At 41.0% G+C, this 19,185-nt stretch carries 17 protein-coding genes; 2 read left to right on the forward strand and 15 right to left on the reverse strand.

Going from position 1 to position 19,185, the window contains the following annotated elements:
• Window positions 1-4 precede the first annotated feature (4 nt).
• From ACHLI0_RS02400 to ileS, 4 genes are all read right to left on the reverse strand, one after another.
• Window positions 5-1,087, reverse strand: a complete 1,083-nt coding sequence (locus tag ACHLI0_RS02400; protein ID WP_196071630.1) for a DUF4296 domain-containing protein — start codon at window positions 1,085-1,087, stop codon at window positions 5-7.
• Window positions 1,077-1,733, reverse strand: a complete 657-nt coding sequence (locus tag ACHLI0_RS02405; RefSeq protein ID WP_113748493.1) for a lipoprotein signal peptidase — start codon at window positions 1,731-1,733, stop codon at window positions 1,077-1,079. The genes ACHLI0_RS02400 and ACHLI0_RS02405 overlap by 11 nt, the downstream gene beginning before the upstream one ends.
• Before the next feature lie 97 nt (window positions 1,734-1,830).
• A complete protein-coding gene (locus ACHLI0_RS02410; RefSeq protein WP_005931903.1) occupies window positions 1,831-2,211 on the reverse strand; it encodes a TraR/DksA family transcriptional regulator in 381 nt (126 codons plus the stop codon).
• Window positions 2,212-2,247: 36 nt separating this feature from the next.
• Window positions 2,248-5,736 carry an isoleucine--tRNA ligase gene (gene ileS / locus ACHLI0_RS02415; RefSeq protein ID WP_490748360.1) on the reverse strand — a complete coding sequence of 1,163 codons (3,489 nt, stop codon included), beginning with the start codon at window positions 5,734-5,736 and terminating at the stop codon, window positions 2,248-2,250.
• Between the two features lie 211 nt (window positions 5,737-5,947).
• On the opposite strand from ileS, the gene ACHLI0_RS02420 reads away from it, so the two are divergent.
• Window positions 5,948-7,000 (forward strand): DUF2776 domain-containing protein, encoded by a 1,053-nt coding sequence (locus ACHLI0_RS02420; RefSeq protein ID WP_196071632.1) that lies wholly within the window; start codon window positions 5,948-5,950, stop codon window positions 6,998-7,000.
• A gap of 111 nt (window positions 7,001-7,111) precedes the next feature.
• On the opposite strand, the gene ACHLI0_RS02425 is transcribed toward ACHLI0_RS02420, so the two are convergent.
• From ACHLI0_RS02425 to ACHLI0_RS02465, 9 genes are all read right to left on the reverse strand, one after another.
• A complete protein-coding gene (locus ACHLI0_RS02425; protein WP_008761493.1) occupies window positions 7,112-8,650 on the reverse strand; it encodes a carbon-nitrogen hydrolase family protein in 1,539 nt (512 codons plus the stop codon).
• Between the two features lie 143 nt (window positions 8,651-8,793).
• Window positions 8,794-9,852 carry an ACR3 family arsenite efflux transporter gene (arsB, locus tag ACHLI0_RS02430; protein WP_196071633.1) on the reverse strand — a complete coding sequence of 353 codons (1,059 nt, stop codon included), beginning with the start codon at window positions 9,850-9,852 and terminating at the stop codon, window positions 8,794-8,796.
• Window positions 9,837-11,549, reverse strand: a complete 1,713-nt coding sequence (gene arsA, locus ACHLI0_RS02435; protein WP_490748361.1) for an arsenical pump-driving ATPase — start codon at window positions 11,547-11,549, stop codon at window positions 9,837-9,839. Before arsA ends, arsB begins: the two co-directional genes overlap by 16 nt.
• Window positions 11,550-11,576: 27 nt before the next feature.
• A complete protein-coding gene (arsD, locus tag ACHLI0_RS02440; protein ID WP_008765660.1) occupies window positions 11,577-11,903 on the reverse strand; it encodes an arsenite efflux transporter metallochaperone ArsD in 327 nt (108 codons plus the stop codon).
• 30 nt (window positions 11,904-11,933) lie between these two features.
• Window positions 11,934-12,641 (reverse strand): aromatic aminobenezylarsenical efflux permease ArsG family transporter, encoded by a 708-nt coding sequence (locus ACHLI0_RS02445; RefSeq protein WP_490748362.1) that lies wholly within the window; start codon window positions 12,639-12,641, stop codon window positions 11,934-11,936.
• 1 nt (window position 12,642) lies between these two features.
• Window positions 12,643-13,086, reverse strand: a complete 444-nt coding sequence (locus tag ACHLI0_RS02450; RefSeq protein ID WP_490748363.1) for a nitrophenyl compound nitroreductase subunit ArsF family protein — start codon at window positions 13,084-13,086, stop codon at window positions 12,643-12,645.
• Between the two features lie 10 nt (window positions 13,087-13,096).
• A complete protein-coding gene (locus ACHLI0_RS02455) occupies window positions 13,097-13,330 on the reverse strand; it encodes a thioredoxin family protein (protein WP_055228747.1) in 234 nt (77 codons plus the stop codon).
• A gap of 77 nt (window positions 13,331-13,407) precedes the next feature.
• Window positions 13,408-13,734 carry an ArsR/SmtB family transcription factor gene (locus tag ACHLI0_RS02460; RefSeq protein WP_055228746.1) on the reverse strand — a complete coding sequence of 109 codons (327 nt, stop codon included), beginning with the start codon at window positions 13,732-13,734 and terminating at the stop codon, window positions 13,408-13,410.
• 147 nt (window positions 13,735-13,881) lie between these two features.
• Window positions 13,882-15,216 carry a DUF3874 domain-containing protein gene (locus tag ACHLI0_RS02465; RefSeq protein WP_490748364.1) on the reverse strand — a complete coding sequence of 445 codons (1,335 nt, stop codon included), beginning with the start codon at window positions 15,214-15,216 and terminating at the stop codon, window positions 13,882-13,884.
• Between the two features lie 337 nt (window positions 15,217-15,553).
• Here ACHLI0_RS02465 and ACHLI0_RS02470 point away from each other — a divergent pair, with 337 nt between their 5' ends.
• Window positions 15,554-16,174, forward strand: coding sequence for an HU family DNA-binding protein (locus ACHLI0_RS02470; protein ID WP_074855612.1), 621 nt, complete (start codon window positions 15,554-15,556; stop codon window positions 16,172-16,174).
• Between the two features lie 127 nt (window positions 16,175-16,301).
• Here ACHLI0_RS02470 and xylE read toward each other — a convergent pair whose 3' ends face one another.
• A complete protein-coding gene (gene xylE, locus ACHLI0_RS02475; protein WP_225722365.1) occupies window positions 16,302-17,756 on the reverse strand; it encodes a D-xylose transporter XylE in 1,455 nt (484 codons plus the stop codon).
• 102 nt (window positions 17,757-17,858) lie between these two features.
• Window positions 17,859-19,175, reverse strand: coding sequence for a xylose isomerase (gene xylA / locus ACHLI0_RS02480; protein ID WP_055217966.1), 1,317 nt, complete (start codon window positions 19,173-19,175; stop codon window positions 17,859-17,861).
• Between the last annotated feature and the right edge of the window lie 10 nt (window positions 19,176-19,185).

The raw sequence follows: 19,185 nt of genomic DNA on the forward strand, positions 1-19,185 counted from the left end.
AATATTAACGGGAAGGTGACTGACGTCTTTGCTGATTTCTACGCTGATTCAATTGCCGTTCCCTTCTTTGCTCAATCTTCTCCTGCTGGATATGTTGCTCTACTTCAATCTGTTCCGGCTTCTTTTCAGGAGTCACCGTACGACGGCGGTTCATTTCTTCCGGTGATATACGTTGATTATCCTTCAGATCATCGACTTTTCGCAAAGAGTCTTTCGAAATCTTAGTATCTTTTTGATCAGATACCTTCTTTAAAGAATCTGTCTTCAGAGCTTCCAGCTGATTAATCGAATCACGTTCGGCTACAGAAAGCGAGTCTGAGCAATGATAACGGGTTAAAGAAAAACGATCAGCCAGTAATGCACCGGCTTTCTCTCCCTGTACTCCCGGGTAATAGATAAAACCTTTTATTTCCTTCATCACACCCAATGTATCTGCATACAAACGTAACTGGTGAACACCCGGATCAGTGATTGTTTCCAGGCGATTTAATGTATCCTTTTCATAAATAACCTGCATGGCCATCGTAACAGCTCTCAAAGAATCGGCAAGCATCGGTTCGAGGAAATGATAACGTACTTCCCAAACTAATGTATCACGATCTTTATAATTAGTATCGGCAGGTAATACAAAGGCATACTGGTCATTCATCATCTCACCCGTCAGACGTATCAGACGTTTCCAGGGCCAGACATCAATACTATCACCCGGTTCCGACATCTTCGGTTTATTGTCACGCAAAGCTATCAGATGATTTATTTCATTCTGCTGGGCTTTCAGGCGTTTGCTCACCTTCTCATAAATTTTCGATAATACCTCCGTGTTGCGTGTGTACCACACCAAAGACGAATCGAATACGGCTTCTGTCGTACCATATTTCTTGAAAACGGCATCGAGATACAAAGCCTTCTTATAATTCTCACTATAAGGCAGATTATCTCCCATAGACTTTGCCAGATGATAATCATACAGCAAATTCTCCATCTTCGATTCTGAGATTACATCGTCAGGTCTTTTGACTTTACAGCCTGCTATCGCAAGCGCCAACATGCAAACACAACACAGATGAAACCGAAACCTACTCTTCATGACCTACGCTTTCCTTTTTATTTTTATCCAGTGAATGGTAAGATTCGTTCAGATACTTGCTATAGAAAAGTAGCAAAGCAATGATACCGCAACTGATAGCAGCATCTGCAAAGTTAAAGATCGGACTGAAGAATATAAAATGTTCTCCACCTACGAAAGGCATCCATGTGGGCCAATTTGTGTCGATAATCGGGAAATAGAACATATCCACTACTTTGCCATAGAACCAGGTAGAATATCCACCGCCTTCGGGCATAAAGCTGGCAATCTGTGAATGAGTACTTTCATTGAAAAAGACGCCATAGAATACACTGTCTATAATATTCCCCAAAGCCCCGGTCAGAATGAGGGCCACACAGACGATATATCCGGTCTTGAAGCCTTTTTTTATAATCTTATAAAGATAGTAGCCTATCAGCCCTACTGCTACAATACGGAAAGTGGTCAGAAACAACTTTCCAAATATTTCCATACCGAAAGCCATACCGTTGTTTTCGGTGAAATAGATATAAAACCAGTCCGTCACACGTATGCTTTCATGCCAATACATGTGAGTCTTAATCCAGATTTTAATGATCTGGTCAATAATCAGTACGGAAAAGATAACAAGCAGGGCAATTCTACCCTTCGTGAATAGTTTCTTCATTTGTTCATCATAAATTAAACATAACGAGCTACAAGTTGCCGTGCGTAAACATTGCGCAGCTACTTGTAGCTCGTCATCCGTAGCTTGTAGCTATCTATTATTTTTTACCACTGTTCTTAGCCTCGATGCTGAGTGTAGCATGAGGAACAGCACGCAAGCGTTCTGCCGGAATCAACTTTCCAGTCTCACGGCAAATGCCATACGTTTTATTCTCAATACGTACCAAAGCTGCCTGCAATCCTTGGATAAACTTCAGCTGGCGCTGTGCCAGACGTGTCGTTTCTTCCTTTGAAAGCGTATTAGCTCCTTCTTCCAACACTTTATAAGTAGGAGATGTATCGTCGGTATCATTACCATCCAATCCCATCAAGCTCATCTTCAACTGATCGTAATCACGTTGAGCCAACTCCAACTTCTCCATAATAATGGCACGGAATTCCTCGAGTTCCGCATCCGAATATCTAGTCTTTTCTGCCATAACTTTACTAGTTTAAAAGGTTAATCAATATTAGTATTAGTCTTTTATCACATTGACAAACAATGAGAAATCGTCAAAATTAAGTTCTGTGCCGTCTTTCACTTCATCTGCCAAATCAAGGGATGTTCCTAAAACCTGGTTACAAATATAAGTATTATATTCGTTCACCGCATCATCTGTTTGCGTATTTTTGGAGATTGTGATCTTTATTTTGTCCGTAATCTCGAAACCGCTGGACTTACGTATATTTTGAATACGATTCACCAATTCGCGGGCTATACCCTCACGACGCAGTTCTTCGGTAACTGTAACTTCAAGAGCAACAGTCAGTTTACCTTCATTGGCAACCAGCCATCCCGGAATGTCTTCGCTGAAGATTTCGACATCCGCAGCTTCGATCACAGCTTCCGCTCCATCCAGATTCAATGTATACTTTCCGTTCTTTTCGAGTTCAGCTATCGCTTCCTGAGACATTTCCGCTACAGCAGCAGCCACAGCCTTCATCTGTTTGCCGAATTTCGGGCCTAACTTCTTAAAGTCACATTTCACCTTCTTCACCAATACGCCGGCATCACCATCCACAAACTTGATATCTTTTACATTCACCTCGTTCATGATCAATGCTTTCACTGCTTCGATGTGAGCTTTCTGTTCTTCATCCACTACCGGAATCATGATACACTGAAGCGGCTGGCGAACTTTGATGTTCACTTTACGACGCAATGCCAATACCATAGAAGTTACGTCCTGTGCCATTTGCATACGGGCTTCCAGTTCCTTGTCTATCATTTCTTCCTGATACTTCGGGAATTCAGCCAAATGAATGGAAACCACATTATCACGTCCTGTAGCAGTGATCAAATCCGTATACAGACGATCGGCATAGAACGGAGAAATAGGCGCCATCAGCTTCGCAACTGTTTCAAGGCAAGTATACAATGTCTGATAAGCAGACAGTTTATCCTGAGTAAATTCACCGCCCCAGAAACGTTTACGGTTCAGACGAACATACCAGTTAGACAGATTGTCATTGACAAAGTCGGAGATCAAACGTCCTGCCTTAGTCGGTTCATATTCATTATAGCAAGTATCTACTTCCTTGATTAAGGTGTTCAATACTGACAAAATCCAACGGTCAATTTCCGGACGCTCTGCCATCGGAACATCTGCTTCTTTATATTCGAATCCGTCTACATTGGCATACAGCGCAAAGAACGAATATGTATTATATAAGGTACCGAAGAACTTACGGCGAACTTCTTCGATTCCTTCAACGTCGAATTTCAAATTATCCCATGGAGATGAGTTAGTAATCATGTACCAACGCAACGGATCAGAACCATACTTCTCAATCGTAGTAAACGGATCGACAGCATTGTTAAGACGCTTGGACATCTTATTACCGTTCTTGTCAAGTACCAGTCCATTAGAGATCACGGCTTTATACGACACACTATCAAATACCATAGTAGCGATAGCATGCAGTGTAAAGAACCATCCGCGTGTCTGATCCACACCTTCCGCGATAAAGTCAGCCGGATATACTTCACGGTTATCCAGAATGTCTTTATTCTCGAACGGATAATGAATCTGCGCATAAGGCATAGCGCCGGAATCAAACCAGACATCAATCAGGTCAGATTCACGCTTCATCGGCTGGCCGTCTTCCGATACCAGAATGACATCGTCTACATACGGACGATGAAGGTCTATCTTATCATAATTTTCTTCGGTATATTCACCAGGTACAAAACCTTTATCCTTGTACGGATTGGATTTCATAAATCCGGCAGCTACCGATTTTTCGATTTCATTATAAAGTTCTTCTACAGATTCGATACATATTTCGCTCGTTCCATCTTCTGTACGCCAGATAGGCAGTGGAGTACCCCAATAACGGGAACGGCTTAAGTTCCAGTCATTCAGATTTTCCAGCCATTTGCCGAAACGACCCGTTCCGGTAGACTCCGGTTTCCAGTTGATCGTCTTGTTCAGTTCCATCATACGTTCCTTGCAGGCTGTAGAGCGGATAAACCAGCTATCCAACGGATAATAAAGCACCGGCTTGTCTGTACGCCAGCAATGAGGGTAGTTGTGTACATGCTTTTCGATTTTGAAAGCCTGATTGTTTGCTTTCATCATCATACAAAGAGCGACGTCCAAAGATTCGGCAGCCTGTGCTGCTTTCTCATCATATTTGCCGTCTACCATAAACTGCGGATCATAGGCATTCTTTACCCATGCACCCTGATATTCTTTGTATTTGTCTACATCCACACATTCTTTCACGAAGTTTTCATCCAGTTCATCCAGTATATAGAACTTACCGGTAAGGTCTACCATCGGACGGGTTTCGCCCTTCTTGTTAATCATGAAAAGTGATGGTATACCTGCCGCACGAGCCACGTTCGCATCATCCGCACCAAACGTCGGTGCAATGTGAACGATACCTGTACCGTCTTCTGTCGTTACATAATCACCCGGGATAACACGGAAGCCTTTATCACTTACTTTCCAGCTACCGTCTTCCGATACTTCAACCGGTTTCACCCAGGGAATCAGTTGCTCATATTCCATACCAATAAGATCAGCACCTTTGTATTCGGCGATTACTTTGAATGGTACGAGTTTATCTCCTGCCTTATAATCTTCCAGTTTCAGATCAGCAACTTTCGGATTGAAATGTGTATTTAATAAAGCTTTGGCCAGAACAACTGTAATAGGTTCTCCTGTATAAGCATTATATGTCTGAACTGCAACATAATCAATCTTTGGTCCTACACAAAGCGCTGTGTTTGAAGGCAATGTCCAGGGAGTTGTTGTCCAAGCGATAAAGTAAGGAGTTCCCCACTCCGCCATTTCCGGTTTCGGATTTTTCATCTTAAACTGGGCAACAGCGGTCGTATCCTTTACGTCACGATAACAGCCCGGCTGGTTCAGTTCATGAGAACTCAGTCCTGTTCCGGCAGCCGGAGAATATGGTTGGATTGTGTATCCTTTATACAGCAAACCTTTCTTATGCAGTTGCTTCAGCAGCCACCACAATGTTTCGATATAACGATTGTCATACGTGATATAAGGATGCTTCATATCCACCCAATATCCCATCTGATGAGTCAGGTCTTCCCATTCCTTGGTATATTTCATCACGTCCTTACGGCAAGCAGCGTTATAATCTGCTACAGAGATTTTCTTACCAATATCCTCTTTTGTGATACCTAATGCTTTTTCTACACTTAGTTCCACAGGCAGTCCGTGGGTATCCCATCCGGCTTTACGCTTTACCTGGTAACCTTTCATTGTTTTGTAACGACAGAAAATGTCCTTAATGGTACGAGCCATTACATGGTGAATACCCGGCATACCATTAGCCGAGGGAGGTCCTTCGAAAAACACAAACGAAGGGCAGCCATCACGTTCTGTCATACTCTTGGCGAAAACCAGGTTTTCGTCCCACTTCTTCAACACATCTTTGTTCACCTGTGAAAGGTCAAACTGCGAATATTCAGTAAATCTCTTACCCATAGCTATATCTACGATTTTACTATTTACAATTTACAATTTGAGGGGTATCCCCATTTTTAAGGGTGCAAATTTACAAAAACATTTGTTTAGTTGAGCAAAAAGCAAGGACTTTTAATTGGAATCATGTGAAGTTATCGTTTATAAATGGATGTTGCATTAAACAAAACCGATATCTCCTTGTTTTAGTGGGAAAATAAAAAGCACTTAAGTTATGAATTACGGTATTAGTATTTTATTCAGAGCAATCCCTTTGGCGATGGCGGTCTTTTGCTTCGGATACGGAGCATTCATTTACGGTTATGGTGATGCGGGAAACCGTCTGGTGGCAGGTCCTGTTGTATTTTCACTAGGTATGATATGCATTGCGCTGTTCTGTACGGCAGCCACAATAATCCGGCAAATCATACATACCTATAATGAAGCGACAAAATACGTTTTACCTGTTGTGGGCTATCTGGCAGCTATCATAACAATTATCGGAGGTATATGCATTTTCAATAGTGCTACCACTACTTCAGCCTTCGTCGCAGGGCATGTCATAACCGGTGTAGGATTTATCACAGCCTGTGTAGCTACCGCCGCTACCTCTTCCACCCGATTTTCTTTAATTCCGGCCAATGCCAAAGCTACCGGAAATGAAGTGCCGGAGGGAGCGTTCTCTATTGGCCAAAGACGGGCAATGATCTTTCTCGCAATCGTCATTTCCTGTATCGCATGGATATGGGCGTTCATCCTGTTAAGCAACAGTCATTCCCATCCTGCTTATTTTGTAGCAGGGCATGTGATGGTAGGGCTCGCATGTATTTGTACCAGTCTGATTGCATTGGTAGCAACCATAGCCCGTCAGGTCCGGAACGACTATTCGGAAAGAGAACGTAACAAATGGCCGAAACTGGTTTTACTCATGGGATCGATCTCTTTTGTATGGGGCATATTCGTCATCCTTGCCGACTCGGGAAGTGCAAACGGCACTACCGGATACATCATGCTTGGCCTTGGTCTGGTATGTTACAGTATTTCCAGCAAGGTGATTCTGCTCGCTAAGATATGGAGACGGGAGTTCAAGCTGGCCAACCGAATCCCTATAATTCCGGTACTGACAGCATTAACATGCCTGTTTCTGGCTGCCTTTGTATTCGAGCTTGCTACCGTAAACGCTGATTATTTTATTCCGGCACGAGTTTTAGTAGGACTGGGAGCTATTTGCTTCACACTGTTTTCTATCGTCAGCATCCTCGAAAGCGGTACTTCCGGAAAGGGTTAAAAAACATTCCTTTTATTGGTTTTAAACCAAAGCCCTCTTGGTTTAAAAGGAAAGCCTCGTTGGTTTTAAACCAACGGGGTCTTGGTTTGAAACCAACTAAACAGTCTCCTTTTACTTCTTCAGCCGCACTTCATATACATCATTTCTACGATCCTTCAGATTGCGCACACTACCGTAAGTATGGAGTGCATTCAATAAATCCAGATCGACATCCGAAACCAGAATCATTTCCGTATTCGGAGTGGCCTCCGCCCGTTTTCCATCAGTTGGAAAAGCAAAATCACATGGAGTGAATACTCCCGACTGTGCATATTGAATATCCATATTATGAACACGGGGAAGATTTCCGACACAACCTGCTATGACTACAAAGCATTCATTTTCAATCGCACGTGCCTGGGCACAAACACGAACACGGGAGTAAGCATTCTGTGTATCAGTCAGGAAAGGTACAAATAAGATTTGCATTCCCTGATCTGCCATCAAACGGGAAAGTTCAGGAAATTCCACATCATAACAGATCAGCACTCCGACCTTCGCACAATCTGTATCGAAAGTTTGCAGCAGTTTACCACCACTCAATCCCCAACTCTTGATTTCATCCGGAGTAACGTGCATTTTTTCATACATCTCATAAGTTCCGTCACGCCTGCAAAGGAAGCCTACATTATATAACAAACCATCTTCCTTTACATACGGCATACTTCCTGTGATAATATTGATATTGTAACTGATAGCCAGGTTTATAAAACGGTCTCTGATCTCATCGGTATACTTTGCCAATCCACGAATAGCCTGTGATTCTCCTTTATCATTAAACTTCGACATCAAAGGAGCGTTGAAATATTCCGGAAAAAGAACAAAATCACTTTTATAATCTGATACGGCATCTACAAAGAACTCCACTTGTTCGAAGAGGTCGTCCAATGTCTTGTAACTACGCATCTGCCACTGTACCAGTCCCACACGGACAGTCGTCTTTGGGTTGATATATTCCTGTGTAGGCGGCTGATAATAAATATTATCCCACTGCAACAAACAGGCATAATGCTTGGATTCCTCATCATTCGGCAAATAATTGGTCATTACCTTGCGAACATGGAAATCATTCGATAATTGGAAGGTAAGAACCGGATCATAAATTTCACGCTGGCGTACCCGTGCGATATATTCTTTCGGGCGCATCTTATCGGCATATTTATGATAATTCGGAATACGACCACCGAACATGATAGCTTTCAAATTCAATGTTTCGCAAAGTTCCTTGCGATATTCATACATACGACGAGCCAGACGCAAACCGCGGTATCCCGGATGAATAAATACCTCAATACCGTACAGGATGTTTCCTTCCGGATTATGAGTATTGAATGTTTCCTTACCCGTAACTTGTGCATACGTATGGTCGTTCTTTACCTTGTCATAGTCAACTATAATAGAAAGAGCACAACCTACAATCTTGTCGTCAACGACTGTAACAATCTGCCCTTCCGGAAAAATACTTATTAATTTCTTTATCTGGGCATGAGTCCAGAAGACATCGCTACCATCAGAATAAACACGGGTAAACGATTGGGATAACTGTGCATAGTCTTCAATTTGAAGATTACGTATCTGTACTTTATTGATTTTAATAGGATGTTGTTCCATAACAATACATGTTTTATAAAAAGACAGTGCAAAGGTACAGCTTATACTTTAATAGTGTTTTTAAACCAATGAATATTTATCATTCTTACTTCAAAGTCTCCTATTCGATGTCTTGATTTCCTGTACGCACAATCCGGAGTATTCTATTTACTCATACTTGATTTTATTGTAAACCAACTGTATGTATTATTTGCAACTCTCACTAACATCAGCATGACCGGAACTTCTACCAATACCCCTACCACTGTAGCCAATGCAGCACCGGATTGCAAACCAAAAAGCGATATGGCCACAGCCACCGACAATTCAAAGAAATTGCTTGCACCAATCATTCCGGCAGGTGCAGCTATACTGTGAGGCAATTTCCACCATTTCGCCCAACTATAGGCCACAAAGAATATCAGAACTGTTTGCAACACAAGCGGAACAGCAATCAATACGATGTGCAATGGATTGTTCAATATGGTTTCTCCTTGAAATGAAAATAAAATGATAAGCGTTAATAGTAATCCGCCAATCGTATAATTATCAAACTTACGGATAAATACAGTATTAAAATATTCTATCCCTTTTCGCCGAATGACCAGTATACGGGTTATTATTCCGGCAGAAAGAGGAATGACAACAAACAATACAACTGAAAGCAATAATGTATCCCACGGAATCGTAACGCCACCTATACCCAATAAAAAAGCAACAATAGGAGCGAAAGCAACCAATATGATTAAATCATTCACTGCAACCTGTACCAATGTATAGGCAGCATCCCCTTTGGTCAGATAACTCCATACAAATACCATTGCCGTACAAGGTGCAGCACCCAATAAGACTGCCCCGGCTAAATATTCCTCGGCCAATTCGGCAGATATTAGAGACTTAAAAATAACGTAAAAGAATAGATAAGCTATTCCAAACATTGTAAAAGGCTTTATAAGCCAATTTGTAATACAAGTGATGATAATTCCTTTCGGACGCTTACCAACGTTTTTAATACTCTGAAAATCCACTTTCAGCATCATGGGATAAATCATTAACCAAATCAGGATAGCCACAGGTATAGACACATTGGCGTATTCTAATTTACTCAATGTTTGCGATATTGCCGGAAACCATTGTCCGATAGCAATACCAGCAACAATACACAAAGTTACCCAAACAGTCAGGTATCTTTCAAAAAATCCAATTCCTATATATTTTTCCATCCGATCAAGGCAGCATTACCTTTTGACAATTGTTCTACTTTCTCAATCCAATTCACTTCATTTTGCGCTTTCGCCTGCAAGAATGTATTTTCCGTATTTGTCATTGACAGGCAGGCATTTACTACCCACCATTTGTTATTAATTCCGGCACGCTGCAAATCCATTTGCAGGCGTTCAGCTTCAAACACAGGTGTCGCTTCAGGTAAAGTAACAATTACAACTTCCGTTTCCTTTGGATTACGCAAGCGAGGCAATAAATTGGCTACTGCTCCCGTAACTGCTCCTTGTGTACGTTCTACTTCTTTATGGTAGCTTTGGGTAGCATCCAAAAGCAACAATGTATGACCTGTCGGTGCTGTATCAATCACTACAATTTCATTGTCCGCCTTATCTACAATTTCGGCAAATGCCTTGAAAACTGCTATTTCTTGTGTGCATGGCGAACGTAAATCTTCTTCAATATATTCCATATCTTCGGCAGTCATGGTCTCTGCCGCTTTGCTACGAACTTCATTCTTGTAGTTTTCCAATACTTCCGCTTCATCAATATGACTGACTGTGATACCCGATTTTATAGCGATGTCATAGTTCAGATGATTTGCCGGGTCAGTGGTAGTAAGATGTACCTTTGCACCAAGTTTTATTAATTTCAGAGCTATTTCAGTTGCTAAGGTGGTTTTACCTACACCGCCTTTTCCCATTGTGAACACTACCCTCTTACCGGAAGTATAGAGGTCATTAACCAAATCGTCTATACTTTTGGCATCACTTATCGGCTGATAACAAATATCATCCGTTAGGCTGTCGCTGTATAACATACGGCGTATATTAGCTATATCAGATAAATTATAAGAACGTAGAGGAACGCTGTACATAGGATATTCAGATAGTTCAGCAGGCATACCCTGTAATGCTTTTTGCTGCCTGTTATGCAGTTGTCGTGACACATCATCCGCTTCATTCAGTTGCTGTAAAATACCATTTATCACCAATAACTGATTTTTAATTCCCAATAGCTGTAATTCATGTGAAGAGCGGGCAGCTTCTTTCAATGGAGCAATTTCTGGACGACTGACCAATACTAACCGAGTTGCGCTTGTATCAGATAGGGTTTCTACCGCCTGTTTATAAATTCCTTTCCGTTCCTCCAAGCCTGATAACTGCCCTAAACAGGATGCACCATGTGTACTTTCACTAATAAATGTACTCCACGCAGATGGAAGCTGCAACATTCGCAATGTATGTCCGGTAGGTGCTGTATCAAAAATAATATGGTCATACTCCTTTGCTTTAACAGCATCGGTAATAAAATCTGAGAACTCATTAAAAGCAGCGATTTCCACCGTGCAGGAACCTGAAAGCTGTTCTTCCATATTCTGAATAACACTTTCAGGTAATTTTCCCCTGAAAGGTGCGATAACGCTTTCTCTGTATTCTGCTGCTGCCTGCTCAGGGTCGAGGTTTACAACAGTCAGTCCCGGCACTTCTGAAATTGCTGTACCGTGTCCGTTTAAGGATTGATCGAAAACATCTTGTAAGTTAGAAGCCGGATCTGTACTGATAAGAAGTATTTTCTTTCCCTTATCAGCCAAACCAACTGCTGTGGCACAAGCAATGGAAGTCTTTCCTACTCCACCTTTACCTGTAAAAAACAGGTATTTAGTCAGTGCTATATCGGATAAATTGAATGCTTTCATTTTTTTTAATATAAATCTGTTATACATTTATTTAGCGGGCATTAAATCTAAATTTACTCCCGTCCATTCACTCATTTGTTTAGTGGTAGGATAAACTTTAGAAACTGCAATTTCACCATCTACCAAAGTAATAGGTAAAGCTTCTGCACCATTCTTTTGAAGATATTCATTTACTGTTTTATTACTCACATACACCTGTGGTTCATCCCGTAAGTTGTGACGGATAACAATAACACCCTGTCTTTTCAATGTTTCGACAACAACTGCAATCCTCATTAATTCAGGATTGATATTTGTTCCACACAAACCTGTAGGGCAACACATTGCCGGGTCAAAAATTTCTATCTTTTTCATACTGTCTTTTATTTTAATTTATCAAATTGTTCAGAAATAAAAAACGACCGCATAATAGATTCCTATGACTATAAAGAGTATAGCAACAATTTTGCGAAACCATTTTTCAAAAATTTGTACGCTGTTATAAAACCGACCTAATCCGGCTACACTATACGCCAATATCCAAGCAACAAGGATTACAGGCACCCCTGTAGCGATAGCATATATTACGGGTAAAAAATACCCGCCCGTTTCTGCTGCCGCCAAAGGCATAAGTATACCGAAATAGAAAATTCCACTGGTGGGGCAAAAGGCTAGAGCAAACAAAATACCCAATAACAAAGCTCCCCAACTACCTTTTGTATTCTTCTTTAGCCCCTCTCCGCCAATATTGATTTTGGGTATATTTAGCTTTATAATATCGAGCATGAATATCCCTATGATAATTAATACCGGAGCAATCAACATCTCACCGTATTTGCTTACCACCTTTTGAACCATATACATACTTGCCCCCTCACGAAGAACCGGAATCAGAATAAACCCAAGTACTGTATAAGTCACTATCCTGCCAAATGTATAAAGTAACCCATTTATGAATATACGGTGACGGTTTTCTATATCCTTACTAATAAAACCTATTGCCGTTATATTAGTAGCCAAAGGGCACGGACTGATTGCCGTTAAAATTCCTAAGATAAAGGCTGTTATAACAGGGACAGAACTATTGTCTAATAGTGATTGAAGAAAATCCATCCTACAACTGTTTTAGCAATTCATCAACTTTATTTTTAATTCCCTCTTTAAATTTGTCCGGTGATTTTCTTGCATTGGAAAAACTGAACTCTGTCATGTTGTTTACATTTTCTTTTCCATCTTTCCAACCATTCACAAACAGGGACGACCAAGTAACTTCGTACTTGTCTGCAATTTGCCCGTTTTCCTTTCTTGAAATATCTATAACCTTATAGATAATCCTATCGTCTGCCTGCTCTTTGGAATAAAGGCTATCCAAAAGGGCTACTATATTAGTTTCTATTGCCCGACAGGTGATACAACGCTGCGCTCCGTGGAAATAAAGCACCTCAATATGGTCAGGCTGCTTTTCTTCCATACTCTGTGCCTCTGTTTTTGCTTTTGCACCATTACCACAGGATATTAAGATAATGGTTGAGAATAGTAAATAAAAGAATTTCTTCATAACTATAGTATTATTGGGTTATCAATTCTTTTACTTCTGCAAGTGATAATCTTTTCCCAGCGGATACGATTTTTCCGTCAATGACTAAAGCCGGAAGACTTAAAACATTATATTCCATGATTTTTAATAAATCTTCCTCTTTAATTAATACGACATCGTAACCCAATTCAAAAATTGCTTGTTTAGTTGTTTCATACAATGCCTTACAGCCTGCACACCCGGTTCCCAATACTTTGATTTCCATTTTCTATTCTATATTAAAGTTTTTCTCTTAATCGTAATTCGTAGAACTACGAACAATATCCTCAAAAAAAAGTGCTATTATCCACAGCACGATGTTCCTGTACATTTACAATCTCCCCAAAATGCAGCAAATAATTTGCGGGCAAGTTCCCAATTTTCCTTGTTAATACAATATCGCACCTTGGGCGTTTCTATTTCTCCCTGAATTAATCCTGCATCTTTCAGCTCTTTCAAGTGCTGTGAAACGGTTGCTTTAGCAATAGGCAATTCTTCGTGAATATCTCCAAAGAAACAACTTTCCTGTTTAGCCAAGAAACTAAGAATAGCCATTCGTGCCGGGTGTCCCATAGCTTTAGCAAAACGAGCTATCTGCTCCTGTTCTACTGTATACTGCTTTTCTTTCACTTCAATATCTCCTCTATATTTATTGTTCGCAAAACTACGAACAATATTTTAATCCGCAAAATTAATTCGGTATTTTTTCAAGGAGTAAGCATAAAATGTATATACCAGCAAATCACTTTTCACAATAACCACCTGTATAATAACGCATTACAATGACACTTCTTTTTTCTCAGCCGAAAGATTAAACACATAATACTGATTTCCAAAAGACGTATGCTTTACCATATATCCCATGGCTGAAAGTTTCAGACCCAATTGACGTGCAGAGACTTCTTTCAAAGCTGCAGAGTTGAATTTACGCATCACTTGAAATATTTCAGCTGTTGTCAGCCAGATACCTTTTTCCGTTTCCAAAGGATGACGGAAACAACAATGAAACACATCTTCTAGTAAGGATTGGCGATAATATGCCTTGTTATGTTTCTGCAAAGCCTTTTCTTCTTCTTTGTTTAAATAATCCGGTGCGCCGGATTTCAGTTCTTCTTTCAGTTGCGCATATATTTGCTTATGCTCCAAAGGTTCTTCCGAAATAGGTTTTAACACCTCCACACACAGAAAACGACGACTTCCTGTGGAGTCAATCAATACCTGATAGACATTTGTTGTGGCTATAAAAGAAGCAAGACGGGACTCATTCACCCATCCCAGTCGCTTGCCGCGAAAAACGGGAACATTCACCATTTGAAGAAGATTCTTTAATGTAGCCTGTTGACTCTCTTTAATCTTATCAAATTCGTCTAAATTAATCAATCCGTTTTTCACGAGTTTCTTCTCCGGCGAACTACCTGCTGTCAGATTCAGATTATCAATAAAATAATACCGTAATGAGTCGGGCATCAGCAATCGGCAAAAAGTACTTTTACTCAATCCCTGCTTCCCGCTTATCAATACAGGAGTAAGTACATTGGCGTGCAGACGTTCTTCCCCACTCCACTGTGAAAGCATTGCCCGTAACCAGCAACGTCCTCCTCTTAGCCATATCTCATTATCTGAAACACGTAACAATAAAGGGGTCACACGATCTACTCCATCCCAACCCGGCAATTCCTTTACATAAAGATGGAAAGGATTATAAGACTCCACTTTATTTGAAAGAATCATGGTGGGTACATCCCCTCTCCAGCAAGGTATTCCTTCCAGGCGGGCATCCACAATCATTCCATTCATTTCGCGTTCATCAATAGGTCGGAAACAGTTCTTTCCACTCTTCTCCCTATATTCCGTAGCTCCTGTCAGATTGTTATAACGGAAATCAAAATTGTCATTCAAATACTCTTTTAATTGCAAAGTCAACGATTGACTCCATTTATTAGATTTACCCGTTTTTTCACCTGCCTTCTCAAGCTCCTCCTTCTTCTTCAGTGTCTTTTGTTCCACGATTCCGGATACCTCGTAATTGGCAACTACCGGCTCCTGCATTTGTTGTTTCTGTGCAAACAATTGTTTTATTGTCTCTACCATTTCTCTAATTATTGTTTTCATACTTGCTGTTTTTTTAATTATTATGAGGTTTGAGACACAAAAATAGACTACCGAATACCGGATTTGCAAATAAGCCGACTCATTCTTTTTTGAAAAATGATCTAACAGAAATAAGCCTTTGGAGTGTTGTTTTTGATTAGAATTATTAGTAATTTTGACGCATCATATTAGGCGTAGCACCATTCGTGCGATAGCTGTCGCACATAATGAGCGACAGTTATTACACAATATGTGAGTTAGCTGTTGCACATAATGTGAGCCAATCAATAGAAAGGCACAAAATAAATAAAATGACTGCGTAAGTCTGCTAATTGATACGCACAAAACAACTAAAGCAATGAATGCACTTTATGATTTCTTCCTGACTCCCCAACCTAAAGATTCCAATAAAACCAGATATCACGCCCGACTGGTTGTACGGGACACCATCACACTGGAAGATATAGCCGAAACGATTGAATCCAGAAGTAGTTTAAGACAAAGCGACGTAATAGGGTCTTTTATAGAGTTTGCCAATGTTTTCAAACAAGAATTATCCAACGGGAATAGTATTCACATTCCGGGAATCGGTTCATTCCGTATCAAAGCGGAATCACCCGAAGTACGTTCTCCCAAAGAAATCCGTGCCGAAAATATCCATTGCAGCGGAATCGTTTTTACTCCGGAAAAAGATTTGCTTCGCGAATTAAAGGCTACGACTTTTGAAAAGGTTAGTGAGACCCGCAGGTCACAGGAATTGAGCGATATAGAAATAGACGGGAGATTAGCTGAATTCTTCAAAGATAACCCTTGTATTACCACACAGCAGCTTTGTTCATTATGTGGACTTCGAAAAGCCACTGCACTCCGCAGATTACAAAAGCGGGTGGATGAAGGAAAGCTGACTCATCCGGGCTATATCCGTTCTCCTTTTTATTTTCCTGTGCCGGGATGGTTCGGAGTATCCAGAAATAGATAATGCAAAATAAACCACTGATTCACAGATTATAATATCCATATATGATTATGACATCATACAATTTGCATGATGTCATAATCTTAATAATCTCACGTCACAATGACATGATAAAAAACACTAACCTAATTTATTTGTTTTTCTTCCAGAGCTTACTCATATCTTCCAGCGTCTTCCCTTTAGTCTCGGGTACCCAACGCCAGACAAAGATAGCGGCAGCGACACAGATGATTCCGTATAAGCTATACGCAAACATCGGACTGAAGTCATACAATGCCGGGAAAGTAGAAGATACGATGTAGTTGAATATCCATTGGAAAGCCACTGCAATAGCAACCGCTTTACCACGAATCGTATTCGGGAAGATTTCTGAAATCAAGACCCAGCAAATCGGTCCCCATGACATCATGAAGAAAGCAGCGTATACGATGATGGAAAGTACCGGAAGAACACCTTTGATTGCCATACTATCACACATTGCCACTGCAAATGCTCCTACAGCCATACCAATAGATCCGATAATCAGCAATGGTTTACGACCAAAGCGGTCTACCGTAAAGATAGCAACCAGCGTAAAGATAATGTTCACAATACCCATAATCACTGTCTGCATCATGCCACCACCTTCGGCACCTGCATTTTCGAAAATACGCGGAGCATAGTAAAGTACTGCATTAATACCGATCGCCTGCTGGAATACGGACAATAGAATACCGATCACAATCACTGTTACTCCATAAGTAAAGAGTTTCTCTGTTTTTTCCTGAGCAGTAGCCTTAATATCATTAAGAATTTCCTGAGCTTTATTCTTACCGTTAATTTTCTCCAGAATAGTGTAAGCCTTTTCTTCCTGCTGTACAAGAACCAAATAACGAGGAGTCTTTGGAACAAAGAACAGCAACAGACCGAAGAAAGCAGCCGGGAAAGCTTCCGAACCAAACATATAACGCCATCCTTCCTGAACTGTCCACATATCCGACTCAGCACTTACTGACAACACACCGGCAGCATCTTTCAGAATAATCGGATTCTGATGGTCACCCATAATCAGATAATTCACAAAGTACACAACCAACATACCAAAGATAATGGCAAACTGGTTGCACGAAACAAGGGTTCCACGAATATTGGAAGGAGCAATTTCAGCAATATACATCGGACATACCGCTGAAGCCAGTCCTACTCCGATACCTCCCAGAACACGATACAAATTGAATGCTATCAACAAATCCATATTCGGTTTTCCGTATTCGAAGAAAAGAACTTCCGGATAATAAGAGCCGAGTGCCGAGAGGAAAAATAACACAGCAGCAAGCCGCAATGAGTTACGACGTCCCAAACGCGAAGCAAAGATACCGGACAGAGCACCGCCAAGTACACAGCCAATTAATGCACTGGAAGAAGTAATGCCATGCATTACTTTATTATACTGAAAATCGGAAGCGGACAGAAAGAAGGCTTCGAGCCCTTTTTCCGCGCCGGATATAACCGCCGTATCATAACCGAAGAGCAAACCGCCCAAAATAGCAACAGAAGTAATCGAATACAAGTAGAGTTTACTTCCTTCGTTCGTTGTATTATTCATAGTTTTAAAAAGTGGATAAAGTAGTGTAGTAGTTGGATTAGAAAAAGTCAGGCGATAAAGCAGCAGCCCTACCGCTGCTTTACCGCCTGTTTTAAATATTAATTAGCAATACATATTCAGAATTGCTTCATAAAGTTCTTGCTTGCCGCTAGTCTGTTTCGGTTCGCCTTTTGTTTTTGCATAAGCAACCACATCCTCCAGAGTCAGCTTGCCGTCTTCAAATTCTTTACCTTTGCCGCCATCGAATGAAGCATAACGGTCAGCCAGCATCTTCTTATAGGGAGATTCGTTAAGCAGAGCCGCTGCACTTTCAAGTGCACGGGCCATAGCGTCCATACCTGCAATGTGAGCGATAAAGATATCTTCCAGATCAGTAGAATTACGACGAGTTTTAGCATCAAAGTTTGTACCACCGGTACCGAGACCACCATTACGGATAATCTGCATCATAGCCTGAGTCAGTTCATAATTGTCGATCGGGAATTGGTCTGTATCCCAGCCATTCTGATAGTCACCACGATTGGCGTCAATTGAGCCCAACATACCATTGTCTACAGCAACAGCCAATTCGTGTTCGAAAGTGTGACCTGCCAAAGTTGCGTGATTCACTTCGATATTTACTTTGAAATCCTTATCCAGACCATGAGCTTTGAGGAAGCCGATTACAGTTTCCGTATCTACGTCATATTGATGTTTAGTCGGTTCCATCGGTTTCGGTTCGATCAGGAAAGTACCTTTGAAACCACGGGCACGGGCATAGTCACGAGCAATCGTCAACATCTGTGCAAGGTGTTCTTTTTCACGTTTCTGATCTGTGTTCAGAAGAGACATATAGCCTTCACGACCACCCCAGAATACATAATTCTCTCCGCCAAGCTCAATCGTTGCATCAATCGCATTCTTAATCTGAACAGCAGCACGAGCTACTACATCGAAGTCAGGATTGGTAGCTGCACCGTTCATATAACGGGCGTGACCGAATACATTAGCAGTACCCCACAGTAGTTTGATACCGGTTTCTGCCTGTTTCTGTTTTGCATAAGCTACGATTTCTTTCAGGTTAGCTTCGTACTCTTCTACACTGGCACCTTCCGAAACCAAGTCTACGTCATGGAAGCAATAGTATTCGATACCCATCTTCTGCATGAATTCAAATCCTGCATCCATCTTATCTTTTGCTGCCTGTATAGCATCTGCATTACCATTCCATGGGAATTGCTTTGTTCCGCCACCGAACTGGTCACCACCTTCAGCGCACAATGTATGCCACCATGCCATAGCGAATCTCAGCCAATCCTTCATCTTTTTACCATTAATCACCTTCTCTGCATCGTAATAACGGAATGCCATCGGGTTCTTACTATCTTTACCTTCAAATTTAATCTTTTCAATTCCCGGAAAAAATTCTTTTGTTGCCATAATTCTTGTT

Source organism: Bacteroides sp. RCH18 (assembly GCF_058231005.1).